Annotated in this window: 17 protein-coding genes and 1 riboswitch; of the genes, 8 read left to right on the top strand and 9 right to left on the bottom strand. The window is 68.0% G+C overall.

Annotated elements, in window-relative coordinates:
- Positions 1-72: 72 nt before the first annotated feature.
- A riboswitch (glycine riboswitch) is annotated at positions 73-165 on the top strand.
- Between the two features lie 63 nt (positions 166-228).
- On the top strand, positions 229-612 hold the full coding sequence (gene gcvH / locus AB0M48_RS18075) for a glycine cleavage system protein GcvH (protein WP_363842890.1): 384 nt from the start codon (positions 229-231) through the stop codon (positions 610-612).
- A gap of 28 nt (positions 613-640) precedes the next feature.
- Positions 641-2005 carry an L-serine ammonia-lyase gene (locus AB0M48_RS18070; protein WP_363842887.1) on the top strand — a complete coding sequence of 455 codons (1365 nt, stop codon included), beginning with the start codon at positions 641-643 and terminating at the stop codon, positions 2003-2005.
- Positions 2006-2033: 28 nt separating this feature from the next.
- On the opposite strand, the gene AB0M48_RS18065 is transcribed toward AB0M48_RS18070, so the two are convergent.
- From AB0M48_RS18065 to AB0M48_RS18055, 3 genes are all read right to left on the bottom strand, one after another.
- Positions 2034-2387, bottom strand: coding sequence for a helix-turn-helix domain-containing protein (locus tag AB0M48_RS18065; protein ID WP_363842884.1), 354 nt, complete (start codon positions 2385-2387; stop codon positions 2034-2036).
- A 76-nt stretch (positions 2388-2463) separates the two neighbouring features.
- A complete protein-coding gene (locus AB0M48_RS18060) occupies positions 2464-4053 on the bottom strand; it encodes a TROVE domain-containing protein (RefSeq protein ID WP_363842881.1) in 1590 nt (529 codons plus the stop codon).
- A gap of 488 nt (positions 4054-4541) precedes the next feature.
- Positions 4542-5192 (bottom strand): VTT domain-containing protein, encoded by a 651-nt coding sequence (locus AB0M48_RS18055; RefSeq protein WP_363842878.1) that lies wholly within the window; start codon positions 5190-5192, stop codon positions 4542-4544.
- Positions 5193-5262: 70 nt separating this feature from the next.
- Here AB0M48_RS18055 and AB0M48_RS18050 point away from each other — a divergent pair, with 70 nt between their 5' ends.
- Positions 5263-5667, top strand: coding sequence for a hypothetical protein (locus tag AB0M48_RS18050; RefSeq protein ID WP_363842875.1), 405 nt, complete (start codon positions 5263-5265; stop codon positions 5665-5667).
- Here the strand turns inward: AB0M48_RS18050 and AB0M48_RS18045 are convergent.
- A complete protein-coding gene (locus AB0M48_RS18045; protein ID WP_363842872.1) occupies positions 5664-7541 on the bottom strand; it encodes an AarF/UbiB family protein in 1878 nt (625 codons plus the stop codon). The genes AB0M48_RS18050 and AB0M48_RS18045 overlap by 4 nt on opposite strands.
- Positions 7542-7707: 166 nt before the next feature.
- On the opposite strand from AB0M48_RS18045, the gene AB0M48_RS18040 reads away from it, so the two are divergent.
- Genes AB0M48_RS18040 through AB0M48_RS18030 form a run of 3 tightly spaced genes read left to right on the top strand, consistent with a single transcriptional unit; the run spans position 7708 to position 9095 of the window.
- Positions 7708-8010, top strand: a complete 303-nt coding sequence (locus AB0M48_RS18040) for a hypothetical protein (protein ID WP_363842869.1) — start codon at positions 7708-7710, stop codon at positions 8008-8010.
- Positions 7964-8545: a hypothetical protein gene (locus tag AB0M48_RS18035; RefSeq protein ID WP_363842866.1), complete on the top strand. Its 582-nt coding sequence runs from the start codon at positions 7964-7966 to the stop codon at positions 8543-8545. Before AB0M48_RS18040 ends, AB0M48_RS18035 begins: the two co-directional genes overlap by 47 nt.
- Positions 8546-8588: 43 nt before the next feature.
- Entirely contained in the window at positions 8589-9095 is a 507-nt protein-coding gene (locus AB0M48_RS18030; RefSeq protein ID WP_363842863.1) for a hypothetical protein, read from the top strand.
- 55 nt (positions 9096-9150) lie between these two features.
- On the opposite strand, the gene AB0M48_RS18025 is transcribed toward AB0M48_RS18030, so the two are convergent.
- Positions 9151-9546 (bottom strand): SSI family serine proteinase inhibitor, encoded by a 396-nt coding sequence (locus AB0M48_RS18025; RefSeq protein ID WP_363842860.1) that lies wholly within the window; start codon positions 9544-9546, stop codon positions 9151-9153.
- An 87-nt stretch (positions 9547-9633) separates the two neighbouring features.
- Positions 9634-10503 (bottom strand): SGNH/GDSL hydrolase family protein, encoded by an 870-nt coding sequence (locus AB0M48_RS18020; RefSeq protein WP_363842857.1) that lies wholly within the window; start codon positions 10501-10503, stop codon positions 9634-9636.
- 87 nt (positions 10504-10590) lie between these two features.
- Here AB0M48_RS18020 and AB0M48_RS18015 point away from each other — a divergent pair, with 87 nt between their 5' ends.
- Positions 10591-11868, top strand: coding sequence for an MFS transporter (locus tag AB0M48_RS18015; protein WP_363842854.1), 1278 nt, complete (start codon positions 10591-10593; stop codon positions 11866-11868).
- Here AB0M48_RS18015 and AB0M48_RS18010 read toward each other — a convergent pair.
- Together AB0M48_RS18010 and AB0M48_RS18005 are read right to left on the bottom strand one after the other, a co-directional pair.
- The gene (locus AB0M48_RS18010; protein WP_363842850.1) at positions 11800-12651 is read right to left on the bottom strand and encodes a hypothetical protein; all 852 of its coding nucleotides are present in this window, start codon (positions 12649-12651) and stop codon (positions 11800-11802) included. The genes AB0M48_RS18015 and AB0M48_RS18010 overlap by 69 nt on opposite strands.
- The gene (locus AB0M48_RS18005) at positions 12648-13595 is read right to left on the bottom strand and encodes an SPFH domain-containing protein (protein ID WP_363842847.1); all 948 of its coding nucleotides are present in this window, start codon (positions 13593-13595) and stop codon (positions 12648-12650) included. Before AB0M48_RS18005 ends, AB0M48_RS18010 begins: the two co-directional genes overlap by 4 nt.
- A 97-nt stretch (positions 13596-13692) precedes the next feature.
- On the opposite strand from AB0M48_RS18005, the gene AB0M48_RS18000 reads away from it, so the two are divergent.
- A complete protein-coding gene (locus AB0M48_RS18000) occupies positions 13693-14376 on the top strand; it encodes an NUDIX domain-containing protein (protein ID WP_363842844.1) in 684 nt (227 codons plus the stop codon).
- Positions 14377-14794: 418 nt separating this feature from the next.
- Here AB0M48_RS18000 and AB0M48_RS17995 read toward each other — a convergent pair whose 3' ends face one another.
- Entirely contained in the window at positions 14795-15802 is a 1008-nt protein-coding gene (locus AB0M48_RS17995; protein WP_363842841.1) for a Gfo/Idh/MocA family oxidoreductase, read from the bottom strand.
- Positions 15803-15891 lie beyond the last annotated feature (89 nt).

Here is a 15891-nt window from a genome sequence, read left to right as displayed (position 1 = left end):
TTGACACTCGGCGGGGGGCGCACATAGCGTTCGCCCCGGACAACTGAACACCGGCCGCGGCGCGCCAGCGCCAGAACCCGCGTGGGAGAGACCTCGACGAACTGGTCGAGGCGCCGAAGGGGCAAGCTCCCGCACACTCTCAGGCAGCAAGACCACCCGGGGTAGGCAACTCTGCACGGCGGAGGGGGCGCAAGTTTCCTGACCCGTCACAGCCAGAGGAGTCGCGCCGTGGAGTTCCCCGAGAACCTGCTCTACACCGTCGAGCACGAGTGGGTCGACTGGACGCCGGGCACCCAGGACCCGCTGACCTGCGGAATCACCGAGTACGCGGCCGACGCGCTCGGCGACATCGTCTTCATCCAGCTGCCCGAGGTCGGTGCCAAGGTCGTCACCAACGAGGTCTGCGGCGAGCTGGAGTCCACCAAGTCCGTGAGCGACCTGTTCTCGCCCGTCACCGGTGAGGTGATCGAGGTCAACAGCGCCGTCGTGGACGACCCGGCCCTCGTGAACAGCGACCCGTACGGCGCCGGCTGGCTGTTCAAGGTTCGCGTCGACTCGGCCGAGAACCTGCTCACGGCGGCGAAGTACGCCGAACTCACCAAATCTGACTGACCGCCCCACCACCACGAAGGACTGATCAGTGGCGATCAGCGTTTTCGACCTTTTCTCCGTCGGCATCGGACCGTCCAGCTCCCACACGGTCGGACCGATGCGCGCGGCCGCGATGTTCGTCGAGAAGCTCGGCGCGCGTGCGTCCGAAGTGGACCGCGTGCACGTAGAGCTGTTCGGCTCGCTCGGCGCGACCGGCCACGGCCACGGCAGCCCCAAGGCCGTGTTCCTCGGCCTCGAAGGCAACCTCCCCGAAGAAGTCGATCCCACCGCCGCGGCCGCCCGCGTCGAGGAGATCATCTCCACCGGACGGCTGAAGCTCGGCGGCACGCACGAGATCGCCTTCGCGCACGACCGCGACCTCGTCATGCACCGCCGCAAGTCACTCCCGTTGCACCCCAACGGGATGAGCTTCGAGGCGTTCGCGGACGGCAAGTCGGTGGAGCACGCCGTCTACTACTCGATCGGCGGCGGTTTCGTCGTCGACGAGAACGCATCCGGCACCGACCGGATCAAGCCGGACTCCACGCCGTTGCCGCACCCGTTCCTGACCGGCGACCAGCTCCTCGCGCGCTGCCGCGAGACCGGCCTGTCGATCAGCGAGATCATGATGGCCAACGAGCAGTCGTGGCGCACGGAAGCCGAGATCCGCCAAGGGCTTCTGCACATCTGGCACGTCATGCAGGAGTGCGTCGAACGCGGCTGCAACGAGCACGGCATCCTGCCCGGCGGCCTGAAGGTCCGCCGCCGCGCCGCCGAGATGCGCAAACGCCTGGAGGGCGAACACTTCGTCACCGACCCGCTGCGGGTCATGGACTGGGTGACGCTCTTCGCCCTCGCGGTCAACGAGGAGAACGCGGCAGGCGGCCGTGTCGTCACCGCACCGACCAACGGCGCGGCCGGCATCGTCCCGGCGGTCCTGCACTACTACACGAGGTTCGTGCCGGGAGCGTCCGACGACGGCGTGGTCAGGTTCCTGCTCACCGCCGGCGCGATCGGCGTGCTGTTCAAGGAGAACGCGTCGATCTCCGGCGCCGAGGTCGGCTGCCAGGGAGAGGTCGGCTCGGCCTGCTCGATGGCCGCCGGCGGCCTAGCCGAGGTGCTCGGCGGCACCCCCGAACAGGTCGAGAACGCCGCCGAGATCGCCATGGAGCACAACCTCGGCCTGACGTGCGACCCGATCGGCGGGCTCGTGCAGATCCCGTGCATCGAACGCAACGCAGTCGCGTCCATCAAGGCCATCACGGCCGTGCGCATGGCTTTGCGGGGCGACGGCTCGCACTTCGTGTCGCTCGACAAGGTGATCAAGACCATGCGGGACACCGGCAAGGACATGTCGGTGAAGTACAAGGAGACAGCTCGCGGCGGACTCGCCGTGAACGTCATCGAGTGCTGATCTCCGTGAGCCTCGAGCCCTTCACGTCTCAGCGGGCGTCGTACGCGGCCTGCGCGGCCAGCACCTCGGGCATGCGGCCTTCGAGCAGCTCGATCAACGACAGCAACCGCTCGGCCGTGTCGCGGCCCAGCGGCGTGAGGCTGTAGTCGACGCGGGGCGGGTTCGTGTTCTGGGCTTCCCGGAGCACGAGCCCGTCGCGCTCCAGCGCCTGCAACGTCTGGGACAGCATCTTCTCGCTGACCCCGTCGACGCGGCGGCGCAGCTCGTTGAAGCGCAGCTGCCCGTCGGCGAGCGCGGTCAGCGTCAGGCTGCCCCACCTGCCGGTGATGTGCTCCAGCGTGGGACGCGACGGGCACGCTTTCGCGAACACGTTGTAGTCCATAGCGGCATCATACCTGGTCAGCGCGCTAACGGAAAGTAAGTGTGAGAGCTCTCCGCGTCAGGAGAGCTCTCACGCCTCAGAACGGCCAGGTGGCGTTCTGACCTGCTTCGAGCAAGGGGATCACCTTGAAAGTCGCGTCCGTCAGGCCGCCGAACTCGTGGCGGTTCGCCTTGCCGGTGGCGTACGCGGCGTTCTGGTAACCACCGAGGTTGAACCCGTAGATCGGCACGTGCGCCGGCACGACGTCCGAGACGCCCTGCCCGTGGTACCCGGACATCGTCTGCATGTCCGAGATGATGAACACGCGGTCGTGGCCCCGGTAGGAGCGCTTCAGCGATCCGGCGATGTCGGTGCCGTGCCCGACCTCGCCGATCCGCTTGAGGAACCGGTCGACCTCGCGGATGACCGAAGCGCCCCGCTTGACGTCGTGCCGGAACGTGCCGTTCGCGAACCCGACCACGTCGACCTGCTCGCCTTTCGCGCCCAGGGCGACGCCGAAGACCGCCGCGGCCTTCGCCGGGGTGACCTTCGAACGCGCCGAGATCGCACCGGTCGTCATCGACGCCGAGGTGTCGACGAGGATCAGCGAGCGGCCGGGCAGGGCGGGCAGGTTCGACAGCGACGCCTGCAGCGCCTGGTCCAGGGCGTGGCCCCAGCGCAGGCTCGGCGCCGCCTCGTAGGCGGACAGGAAGCGGAACGGGAACTGCCGCGAGCGCGCGACCTGGCCGGGGTCGGCCAGTCGAGCGGCGACAGCGGCCGCGGCCTCGTCGGTCATGCCGGCCTCGTCGAAGTTCCTTAGGTTCCTCAAGAGGGCCATGTAACCCATGGACGGCGCGAGCGCCTCCCACACTTCACGAGTCAGCGGTCCCTGCAGCCAGCCGGCCACGGACTCCCACGTCATCCCCGCCCTGCGCAGCACGTCGACCGCGTCGGGACGCTCGAACAGCGCGCGGCGCTGCTCGACCGGCCATGCCATCAGCTCCCGCCGTGCCGCGATCACGCGCAGTTCGGCGGGCACGTCGGCGTCGGCGGAACGGCGGCGGTCCAGCACGTGCTGGAAGAGCGCGCCCTGCCACGGCGCGGCAGGCGAGGGGTGCGCGAGGTTCAGCACGTCGGCCATGCGGAAGCCGCGGGCGTCGCTGTCCCACTTGAGGACCGCGCGCTCGTTGTAGAGGCGCCCGACGGCGTCGGCGATGCCGCGCTTGATCGGCTTCGGCACGCGCCGGCCGTTCTGGCTCGTCCAGTAGGCGAGGAGTTCGCCCGGCTCGTCGGCGCGCTGCAGCACGGAGGCCACGACGGCGCGATTGGTGACGCCGGCGTCGGACTCGGCCACGAGGCGCGCGAGCACGAACTCGGCCGCGCCGACGAGCGACGCCGTGCGCATGTTCGCCTCGCTGCGCAGCCACTGGAGCAGACGCGCGGTCCACTCGGGATCCGCCAGGGCGGCCTTGTGCACGAGCTGGGCGAAGCGGTTGTCGCGCTGCGAGCCGGACTCGTAGAAGGTGTCCTCGCCGCCCATGTTCGACACGGCGAGCAGGAACAGCTCGGACTTCGTGTCGCGGGCGTAGCCGTCGCCACCCTCGTGGGTGACGCCAGTCGGTACCGGCGCCGTCGTGACGGGGCTGGTGGCCGCCGGACGCGCGCGGAAGATGTTGAACTTCGCCATTGGCACTTCCCCCTCGGAGAAAACAAAGGGGAGCCCACAAACCCCACACGTGTCCGAGATCAAGGTCGCGGAAGGTACGTAGCTGCTCTGCCGTTTGAGCTACAGCCGGTTTCCCGTCTGGCGGGACTCGAACCCGCAACCCGCCCATTAACAGTGGAAGTAACCCTCTGCTTCGCACCGGACACGTGTGGAGTTGTGCGCTCCCGAGATCAAACTCGCCAACGGTGTGTTTGCGTTTTGAGACGAAGTAACCGTTGGCTTCGCACCGGGTGCGATTTCTATGCAACCACACCTGACCAGCGATTTAATTCTGACCGGTGTGGAGTTTTGGACGCCCGAGATCAAATCGCGGAGGGTGACGTGCTCACCGGGGTGAGCGGAGACCGGCCGGAACCGGCCTCAGGAGTCGAACCTGAGTAACCACCGAAGTAACCCTTCGCTGCGCACCGGGCGCACACTCATACAACCACACCGCGCAAAGGGTTTTCCTAAGGCGCCGCCTTCACGAGCCGGCGCAGCATGTAGAACAGGCCGACCGTCAACAGGAAACCGACGGCGCTGATCATCACGATCTGCTCGACGGTGTCCGCGTGCGATCCGGCGAACACGTAGGCGGCGCAAATCGGGATGGTGCCGACGAGGGTGAACGACATGAAGGTGCGGAATGACACCCGCGACACCCCGGCGGACACCGACACCGTCTCCGCCATCATCGGAATGCCGCGCGCCACCCCGAAGAACCAGGGCCCGAACTGACGGCCCCAGCGCCGCATCTCGGTCAGTTCCTCGATGGTGACCACCCGGCGCACCAGCCACGGCCCCGCGAACCGCCCCAGGGCGTACCCTGCGGCAGAGGAACCCAGGGATCCGATGACCGCGAGTGCCAGCCCCAGGGGCAGGCCGAGTGCCGTTCCGGCCAGCACGATGAGCGGCGTGGACGGCACGGGCAGCAGCACGTCCACGACGAGCAGGGCGAAGATCGCCACCGCCGCCCACACCGGGTCGATGCCGCGCACCCACGTCACGACCCCGTCGAAGTCGATGAGATCCAGCGCCTCGAACACGATCCAGCTCAGCAGCACGAAGCCGAGCACGACGGCCGGTATCCACTTCCACCGAACGCCCGTCTCATAACTCATCGGGTGATGGTCGCCCACGCCGATGCGCCGGACAATCCGCCAGTGGCGCAGGTTCCGCGAAGGGACACACATGAGTGACGATCTCGTGCCTTTTCTCGGGCACTGGGTGCTCGACCCGGCACGCTCCGCGTACACCGGTGGCACCCCGCCACGCAGTGGTCACTACGACCTGCGGCTCGAGGGCGACCGGCTGGTGGTCAGCATCGAGGGCGTGCTGGGGTCCGGTGATCCCATCCGCACCGGGTACGCGTTGGACCTGCGGCAGGACACGCCGATGAGCGTCGGCCACGTCGACCGCGTGCGGACGGTCGTCGAGCCGCGCCGCTTCTGCACGATCGCCTACGCGGGCGCGCAAGCGGTTGCGCGTGCCTGGAGGGTGCTCGGTCACTTCAACGAGATGACGGTCGTCCAGTCCGCGCCCGACGTGTTCGGCGTGTGGCGTGACGACGTGTCCGTGTACCGCAGGCAGTTCTAGTTGCGTGGCCTGAGCACCGTGACGACGACGCGCAGGCCCAGCAGCACGGCGATGATCAGCAGGTTGTAGCCGAGCACCTGGTGCAGTCCCACGTCCGCGGCGATCTGCGGCCCGCCGGACGAGCCGAGCAGCAGCACCGCCATCACGCCGGCGGTGGCGCCCAGCGCGGTCAGCATCACCTGGTGCAGCAGGCCCGTGATGAACGACCTGTCGCGCTCGTCCGCGAACAGCCTCATCGACATGCTCAGGCGGCCCTGCTCCATCGCGCCGGTGATCCGGTCGATCCGCCGCGGCAACCGGCGCAGCATGGGCAGCACGGCCTGCAGTTCCTCGGCCATGGTCCGCTGCACGGACTCCGGTGTGAGCCGTTCGGAGATCTGCTCGGCGGCGAACGACCGCGACTCCACGACGATGTTGAAGCCCGGTGCGAGCACCGCCAGCGTGCCCTCCAGCGTCGCCAGGGCCCGGAACACCGCCGCGATCTCCGGCGGGATGCTCAGGCCGAATCGCGAGACGATCAGGAACAGGTCGCCGAACATCTCCACGTCCGGACGCATGCCCGCACCGAGGTGGCGGGCCATGAACTGACCCAGAGCACGCTCCAGCCGTTGCTCGTCGATGTCCTCCGGGCGTGAGGTCAGCTCCAGCAACGCGTCCGTGAGCCCCGCCGGATCGCTGCGGTCGATCGCCAGCAGCAGCCGTTGCAACGCCGAGCGCAGCGCGGAGTCGATCCGCCCGACCGAGCCGAAGTCGAGCAGGCCGAGGCGTCCGTCGGCGAGCAGCAGCACGTTGCCGGGGTGCGGGTCGGCGTGGAAGACGCCGTCGAGCATCACCTGGCGCAGCACGAACCGCAGCAGGGTGCGCGCGAGCCCCAGGTCCTCCGCGGCGCCGCGCAACGGCACCCCGTCGAGCCGGTCCATGACCAGGACGCGAGACGTCGACAGGTGGACGTGGGGCAGTCCGACGGACGAGTCCGACGCCGCCGCCACGGTCGTGATGTTGCGTGCCTCGATCTTGAAGTCAAGTTCCTCGCGCAGTGCCGCGGCGAACCCCGCCGCGAGGTCGCGGACGCCGAGAGCCGAGCCCCACCGCGTGCGTTGCAGCTTCTCGGCGAGCCGCGTGACGATGTCCAGATCGCCCTCGGCGGTTGCCCTTACGTCCGGGCGCTGCACCTTCACGACGACCTCGGCGCCGGACTTCAGCACCGCCCGGTGCACCTGCGCGATCGAGGCCGCCGCCAGTGGTTCGGGATCGACCTCCTGAAACGCGTCGAGCCCGACCTCGGCGTCGAGCACCGCCCGGACCTGCTCCCACTTCGCGGCCGGCACCTTGTCCTGGAGCAGGCTCAGTTCGTCGACGAAGTCCTGCGGCAGCAGGTCGGCACGCGTCGACAGCACCTGTCCGAGCTTCACGAACGTCACGCCGGCGTCCTGCAACGCGAGCCGCAGCGACCGCGAGAGCCCCATGGACGTCCGCTCCCGGCCGCGCAGGTAGGGCCCCAGGCCGTGCCGGAACGCGATCGCGGTGATCCGCGAGTACCGCCGGGTCCGCGCGATCCGGCGCCGCGCCATGCCCCACCACTCGGTGGGCGGCGGGATGGAGCCGGTCGGCACGATGATCTCGGCGAACGCGAGCAGCCCGATGACCACCAGGATCGACAGCCCGAGCTGCACGGTGATCAGCGCGGCGGACGGTTCCGCGGTGGCCTCGCCGAAGATGCTCGTCGCGATCGACATCGCGAGCGCGCACATCAGCGCGGTGCGGATCAGGCCTATGCGCAGCCCGAGAATGCGCCGTGCGGCCAGGGCCATGCCCAGGACCAGCAGCAGGAACGTGATCGGGAAGCCGATCGTGTAGACGAGGAAGTCCCCCATGATCGAAGCCTAGGCGCGCCCCTTGACTCAGACTGGGAGGTCGCGAAAGATCCGATGAATCGCTGCCAGCGTTGAGGGCCCGTTCCTCGGCAACGGCTACCTGGGCTCCGGCATCTACGCCGAGCCGGGCGCCAACGCCGTCCGGTTCACCGTCCAGCACTCCCAGGTGCAGGACCACCGGCCGGAGTTCGGGGCGCTGTTCGGCCTCGCCCGGCTGCCCATCGGCTACTTCACGCTCGAACCCGTCGGCGCGATCACCGGCGTCGACCTGCGGCTCGACCTGTGGAACGCCGAACTGACCGGCACGATCACCACGGCCGCGGGAGTCTGCGGGTGCGGGCGTTCGTCCACACCCGGCGCCGGTCGGGTTCACCGACAACCCGCCCGTGCAGCTGACCAGCGCAGGCGAGGTGCAACTCGCGGTGCAGCCACTGAACGCCGGTGGCGAGCACGTGACGGCGTGGCGTGAGGTCACCCGTGGCACTCGGCGCACGCTGTTCACGAGCGTCGCGTGGTCACACTCGGCGAGAACGGCTGTGCGCAAGGCGATCGCGAACGTCCGGTGCGGCTCGATCGACGCCCTTGCCGTCGACCACCGGCTGTGGTGGCACGAGTTCTACCGCAGGAGCTTTCTGTCCATTCCGGACAAACGGCTGGAGGCGTTCTGCTGGATCCTGCTCTACAAGTTCGCCTCGGCGGCACGGAAAAGGTTCCCGCGATGGCGACCTGTCGACCTCGACGCCGTCACCCACTCCGTCGACAGCTACCGCGACGTCCTGGTGGACCAGGTGCCGGCCGAGTACCGGCACGACTCCGCGGGCATCCCGCGCACCACCGACACCGTGCTGAACAACGGCGCGGGCGTCGGCAACTCCGGTTCCGGCGTGGGCGTTCCCGTTGCGCAGGACCGTCAACTACTACTTCCACTTCCTGACCAAGGGATCCGACGGGAGGTGGCACCTGCCGTTCACGTTCTCGCCCGAGTACGGCGTGAACGCGCCTGACTGCACCTAAGACCTCGCGCTGATCCGGTGGGGTTGCCGGACGTTGCTGGAGGCCGCGAAGTCGTTGCGCGTCAACGATCCGCTGATCCCGAAGTGGCAGGACACGCTCGCTCACCTCACGCCGTACCCGGTGGACGCCAACGGGTACATGATCGGCGCCGGGGTGCCGTTCTACCCGCTGTACGAGGTCACGTGGGAGGATACCGCGCAGCGGCAGCTCATCGAGACGTCGCTCAACCACTGGGTCAGCTTCGAAGGCGCGTTGCAGGGCTACACGTTCACGGGTGCGGCCTCGATCAGCGCGCAGATGCTGCGCGGGGACAAGGCGGACTTCTGCCTCGGTGAGCTGATGCGCCGGTACAGGCCGCCCTCGACTCACTCGACCGGCTCGAGGCCCTGCTGGGCAGTCGGGACGCGGCGGCGTTGCGGGCGGCGGACAAGCAGCTGCGCGTGCCGGACCTGGACCACCGCGCGCTGTGGCGCGACTACGAATCTGAAGCCAGGTCCGGTGGCCGGCGCTTCCGCGCCTTCCTGGGGCTTGCCGGGGTAGGACGCCACCGGTGTTCCAGCGCGACGGCGGTGCGCTGGAACACCGGTGACGCGGCTCAGAAGTCGAAGACCTTGCCGGTGTTCGCCCGCAGCACGCACGGGTTCGAGAACACCTCCTGGAAGTCGATCCTCTTGTTGCGCCACTTGCCGCGCAACGTGGCCTTGGTCGGGTTCAGCTCCATCGTGCACATCGCGCCGGTCTCTTCCAGTTTGCGGAAGTCGCCTTCGACGGGCATGAGCTGGTCGCACGCCAGTTCGGCGTGCTTGTGCGGTCCGCCTGCGGGTTCGCAGTTCAGCTGCGTGGTGCTGAGCGTGCCCATCTCCGGTTGCACCGACAGCACCAGGCCGGATGCGGGGAGGAGAGGCGCTGTCAGGGGTGCCGCCTGGGCCGTCGCGGGGACGAGCGGTGCGGCGAGCGCGAGACAGGCAAACAAAAGTCGGGTCCTTGCCATGCCAACACTCTGGCGCGGCGAGGACCCGGACTCCATCCAACTGGGCGGTAAGCACCGGATCGTGTAAACCGCCGGAGGTGCGTGCAACTAGACGCCGGTCAGTTCCGTCCCGGCGAGAGCGGCGGCCACCTGCTCACCCACCGCTGCCATGCCTTTGGCATTCGGGTGAACCGGGAACGCGAGGCTCGTCGGGATGATGCCCTCGACCCACTTGTCCCACGGTGCCGCACACGTATCGCGACCGGTGCTGATGTCGTACGGGTTCACGAACGTGGCACCCGCGGCGTTCGCCTGGGCGCCGAGCATCCCGTTGAGCTGCTTCTGGACGTTGTCGAGGTACGGCACGTCGCCCCTCGAGATCGGCACGATCGGCCAGCACCCACCGGACGGGGGCAGGATGCGCAGGTAGCCGACGACGACGATCTTGGCCTTCGGCGAGCGCTGCTTGATGCCGGCGAGCACCGCGGCCACCCTGGCGGCGGTGGCGTCGACGCGCTGGGCGAGGGAGTCGCCGTAGTTCGCCTTGCAGGGAGCGCCGTGCGGGTCGAGCACGCTCTTGCCGGCGCAGGTCAGGATGATGTCGGAGAAGCCGATGTCGTTGCCGCCGATGGAGACGGTGACGAGGTCCGTGTCGGCCTTGAGGGCGGAGAACTGCGGAACCGGCTGACCGGGGACGCCGCTCTGGACACCCGCCATGTCCTTGGTCTGCGCGCCACCGCAGGAGATGTCGGTGAAGTTGGCGATGCCGAGCCTCTTCGCGAGGACGGACGGGTAGTTCTGGGTGGACTTGAAGCAGCTCAGCGGGTCGAGCCGCTGCAGCGGGATGAACGGTCCCGACACGAACGAATCTCCGAGCGAGACGTAGTTCCGGTACTGCGGGGCGGCGCTGGCGGGCGGTGCCAGCATGGCCGCGATCAGGGCCGTGAGCAGGGAAACAACAGTCACTCGGCGCGTCATTGCTACCTCGTTACTGAAGAGTAGGAACGTAGGACGAAGGGTGACCGGACCATTGCGCAGTGTCAATCCCTCGACCAGGCTGGAACGATGACGGGGGTGCGCAAGGTGGCGGCCGCATCGGCGGTCGGCAACACGATCGAGCTGTACGACTTCTTGCTCTACGGCACGGCTTCGGCGCTGGTGTTCGACAAGATCTTCTTCCCGCAGTTCGACTCGCGCGTCGGTGTGCTGCTCGCGTTCGCCACGTTCGGCGCGGGCTTCTTCGCCCGGCCGCTGGGCGGTGCGGTGATCGGTCACCTCGGCGATCGGATCGGGCGCCGCGCGATGCTCGTGGTGACCTTGTCCGTGACCGGTCTGTCGACGGCGTTGATCGGCCTGCTGCCGACGTACGCCCAGGTCGGCATCCTCGCGCCGGTGCTGCTGGTGCTGTTGCGGGTCGTGCAGGGCTTCTTCATGGGCGGCGAGCAGGGCGGCGCGTCGCTGATGGCCGTGGAGCACGCGCCACCGGGGCGTTGGGGCTGGTACGGCAGCTGGGTGTTCATCGGGTCGCCGGTCGGGCTCGTGCTGGCGAACCTCGCGATGTACGTGTCGTCGCGCGCTTCCGGGCCGGACTTCCTGAGCTGGGGCTGGCGGTTGCCGTTCCTGTTCTCGATCGTGCTGGTCGGGATCGGCCTCTACATCCGGCTGCGCGTGTCGGAGTCGCCGCAGTTCGTGCGGGCGGAGAAGTCGCGGCTGCCGATCGCCGAGGTGCTGCGCGACCGGTGGCGCGTCGTGCTGCTGGGGGCCGGCGTGAACCTCGGCTTCACGATCTTCATCTACGTGCTGAGCGTGTTCATGATCGGATACGGGCGCACGGCGTTGAAGATCTCCGCGGACGACCTGCTGATCGCGACCGTGGTCGGGTCGCTGGCACAGGTCGTCGCGGTGCCCGCGTTCGCGTTGCTGTCCGATCGCGTCGGGCGGCTGCCGGTGATGTTCGGCGGGGCGATCTTCCAGGCCGCGTTCGCGTTCCCCCTGTTCTGGCTGACCGACTCGGGCTGGTTCACGTTCGCGATGGTGCTCGGGTTCGTGGGCTCGGCCGCGTTGTTCGGTCCTTCGGCCGCCTACTTCGCCGAGCTCTTCCGCACCCGCGTGCGGTACAGCGGGGTGGCGCTGAGCTTCCAGCTCGGTGCGGTGCTCGGTGGCGGGCTCGCGCCGCTGGTCGCGCAGTCGTTGCTGCGCACCGGAACATGGGCCATCGCCCTGTACCTGATCGCGGGTGCCGTGCTGTCCGGCGTGTGCCTGCTGGTGATCGGGTCAGCGCACCAGGCGGAGCCGGCGGGCGGCGAGCCCGATGCTCAGCCGCTGTCCCCAGCCCAGTCGTAGCGCGTCGCTCTCGATGCCGTCGCCGAACACCACCAGCCCGTCCGACTCCACGTCGATGTCGAGCGGGCGGTCGGTGATCTCACCCTCGGTGTGCTCGATGCCGGTGCTCGGCGACGGCCAGGCCTCCCTGACGAACCAGACGAGCCTGCGTTCGGTCGGGGTGGGCAGGGTGAGCGGGCTCTGCCTCTCGCGGTGCGCCGAACTGCACCAGCCCGTCGCCCCGGTGCCGCTGCCCACCAGGATGCCGGACGAGGCCTGGCGTTCGTTGCTGATGCGGTAGCGGCTGGTCTGGTGGCTCGGGTGGCCGACGTAGATCTCGTTGAGCGCGTGGAGGGTCTGGCCGTCGTCCGCCCTGGCCTCGACCATCGTGCGGTCCTCGGTGTCACCGGTGCTGTGCAGGAGTTCCTTCGCGTCACCGGGGGCGTGCTTCGCCAGCACGCCCCGTTCCGGGTTGATGCCGATCACGGGCTGGCCGTCGAGGTACTTGGCGACGTTGGCGACCAGTCCGTCCTGACCGACGATGACGACTACGTCCTCGGGCGCGAACAGGAACCGCGACAGGTCTTCCCGCTCGACGACGCCGCGGCGCCAGTCGAGCGGGATCGCGGCGCTGACGTCTCCCAACGCCCTGCGGGTCTGCTGGTCACGGTCCACCACCTCGTCCAGGGTTCTGTTGCGGGACTTGAGGAAGAACTCGACCTGACCTCGCGTCCCGTGTCGTGCCAGCAACTCTGTCAGTTCGGTGCGCCGGTGCACCAGCACGATTCGCGGGGCGAGGCTCATCGGGCCAGTCTCTGCAGGAGCGGCTGGATCAGGTCCGGGGTCAGGGTGATGCTGCCGATCTCGGGCAGGTTGCCGGCGAGTTCCTTGACCGCCAGGGCGTAGAGGGTCTCCTGCGGGACCTCCTTGTAGGCGTCGAGCCGTGCCTTCTCGCCCGCGGCTTCGGCTTCGGCCAGCTTGCGGATGCCGTCGGCCTTGGCGTCGTCGGCGACGCGGCTGGCCCTGGCGTGGTCCTCGGCCTTCTTCAGGGCGTTCGCGCCCCGCTGGACGACCAGGAGTTCCTCGCGCTTGGCCAGTTCGATCTGGTTCTGCAGCTCGTTCTCGCTGATCGACCGCTCGCGTTCGACCGCCATCGCGCGGCGCTCGTAGGTGGCCTTGTCGGCCTCCTGCTGGACCTTCTCCCTGACGGTGGTCTGGAGGGCCTTCTCCATGTCCGCGTCCGGGCGGATCGCCACGACCCTGACGTCGATGATCTCCAGGCCGATGTGGTCCGCGGTGAGGTTCTCGGCGACCGCCTGCTTGACCCGTTCCACGCCGGTCCTGATGGCGGTGTCGAGGTTCAGGGTGCCGAGGATCTTGAGAGCGTGCTGCTGGGTGCTCTCGGTGAGGGTGTTCGCGATCTGGCTCAGCGGGTCCTGGCGCCAGGTGCCGGTGTCCGGGTCGATCGAGAAGTCGATCCTGGCCGTGGCGGTTTCCGGGTCCGTGCAGCGGTAGGTGATGGTCAGCTGGACCGTCACGTCCTGGTAGTCGTGGGTTCTCGCGTGGAACAGCATGGGGAGTTCGCGGTCGTCCACCGGTACTTCCGACAGGACCGCGGTTCTCGGGCGGAACCAGAAGCTCAGGCCCGTGCCCTCGTGGATCAGCTTGCCCTTGTCGACGTGTCGGATGTGGACGGTGGGGGCTCCCCTGAGGTGGCGGAGTCCTGGGTAGCGGCTGATGTCGGCCATGGGGCTGGCTCCTCTTGGCTCGCAGGCGGCTGGTCGTCTGTCAGCCGGCCGTCTCTCGGCTTGTCGTCGTTCTGACGATAAGCCTATACTTCGTGGGGTGTACACGCCAAGTGATTTCCCTCCCTTCGCTGTCACGGTCGATCTCGTGGTGTTGACCGTTCGGGACGATGCGTTGTGTGCGCTGCTGGTTCGGCGGGGGGAGGCGCCGTTTCGGGGGCGGTGGGCGTTGCCCGGGGGGTTCGTTCAGGTTTCCGAGTCCGTGGATGCTGCTGCTGCTCGTGAACTGGTCGAGGAGACCGGGGTGTCCGGGTTGCACCTCGAGCAGCTCGCCACCTACGGGGAGCCTCGGCGGGATCCTCGGATGAGGGTTGTTTCTGTGGCTTATCTGGCGTTGGCGCCTGACTTGCCTGTGCCTGTGGCCGGGACTGATGCCGCTTCGGCTGCTTGGGTGCCCGTTTCGGAGGTTTCGTCGTTGGCCTTTGATCATTCTCGGATCTTGGCTGACGGGGTGGAGAGGGCTCGGGCCAAGTTGGAGTACACGGGGCTTGGGACTGAGTTCTGTGGGGATGAGTTCACCGTGGCTGAGTTGCGGCGGGTTTATGAGATTGTTTGGGGGGTTGGGCTGGATCCTCGTAACTTTCATCGGAAGGTCACGGGGGTTGAGGGGTTTTTGGTTCCTACTGGGGGGAGTACCGCTCGGGATGGGGGGCGGCCGGCTGCGCTTTATCGGCGGGGGGATGTTGGGGTGTTGAGTCCGCCGTTGGTTCGGTCGTCGGCTTGACGTGCGCGGGTGGGTGGGTCGCTTTGCGTGCCGCGACCTGGCTGGTGGGTCGCCTTGCGTGCCGCGACCTGGCGGGTGGGTCACCTTGCGGGCGGCTGGCTTGCGTTGCGTGCTTTCCCTGGGGGCTCTGCCCCCAGACCCCCGGCAATCTGATCGGGGGGTGCGCCGTGCGCGGGTAGATGGCACGCCTGTTGTTTTGGGCGGCTGCCTGTTTCGTAGTTCGGGTGCGTTGGCGGTGGGGTCCCGTCACGAGCCGCACCAAGAGCGGGCCACACCTGAAGAAGGGTGTCAAGCGGACGAAAAGCGTGTCCGCTTGACACCCTTCTTCAGGTGCAGCAAGTGCTATGGCGCGACTCGTGACGGGACCCCACCGCCCTTGCCTTCTGGAAAGACGGCTCGCCTTCGGCTTCGCGTTCGATCAGAGGCGGACTGAGTCGCCGGTGATTGCAGACTGCTTTGCTGCCTCGATTACCTCTAGGCCCGCTACTGCGTCTTGTGGTGATACTGGGGGTTTTCCTGCTGCCACTTGGGCGTAGAAGTCCTGGTATGCGCCTGGTTCTGTGCGGTGGGGCTTTCCGGCTAGCGTGCCCCAGGCTTCTTCTGGTTCTTCGCCCCAGCCTGGGGTGGCGGGGGTTTCGCCTGCCTTCAGGCGTTCTTCCTGGGGGTCCATGCCGTACTTCACGTAGGCGGCGTCGTGGCCCAGTACTCGGAAGCGGGGGCCCAGGTCTGCTGCCAGGGCGCTCATCCAGAGGTGGGAGCGGACGCCGTGTTCGTGGGTCAGGGAGAGGAAGACGTCGTCGTCTGCCTTTGCGCCTGGGCGGACGGTGGCGATTTCGGCGTGTACTGAGGTCGGGCGGCCGAAGAGGGCCACTGACTGGTCTACCAGGTGGGTGCCCAGGTCGAAGAGGATGCTGCCCAGGTCTGCCGGGTCGCCTGATTCCTTCCAGGATGACTTGATCTCTGGGCGGTAGCGCTCGAAGCGGGACTCGAACTTGTGGACTGTGCCCAGGGCCTTTTCGGCCAGCAGGCGCTTCACCGTGAGGAAGTCGCCGTCCCAGCGGCGGTTGTGGAACGGGACGAGCATGAGGTTCTTGGAGGAGGCGATCGAGGCCAGGGCTCTTGCTTGCATCGCTGAGCCCGCGAAGGGTTTGTCCACCACCACGTTGAGGCCGTGTTCCAGGACCTGGCGGGCGTGAGTTGCGTGGAAGCGGTTCGGGGTGGTGATGACCACCAGGTCGAAGTCGCCCGTCCAGACTTCGTCCAGTGAGGACAGAAGGCGGGTGTTCGGGTAGCGGGACGCCACCTCTGCCTGGCGCCTCGGGTTCGACGTGACGACGGCGGACAGGTCCAGGCCTTCCGTTGCCTCGATGAACGGGGCGTGGAAGGCCGCCCCACCTAGTCCGTAGCCGACCAGAGCTGTGCGCATGCGATCAGCCTAAGCGGTCTCACCTGGTGGACGGGGTGTCGGAGGGACCGTCCGGCCCCCTACCTTCATCGACTATGACCATGCCGTTG

It is taken from the genome of Lentzea sp. NPDC051208, from assembly GCF_040682435.1.
GTDB classification, from domain to species: Bacteria; Actinomycetota; Actinomycetes; order Mycobacteriales; family Pseudonocardiaceae; genus Lentzea; species Lentzea kristufekii.
The sequence above is the reverse complement of the archived record's forward strand: the minus strand, read 5'-3'. Positions and strand labels throughout refer to the sequence as shown.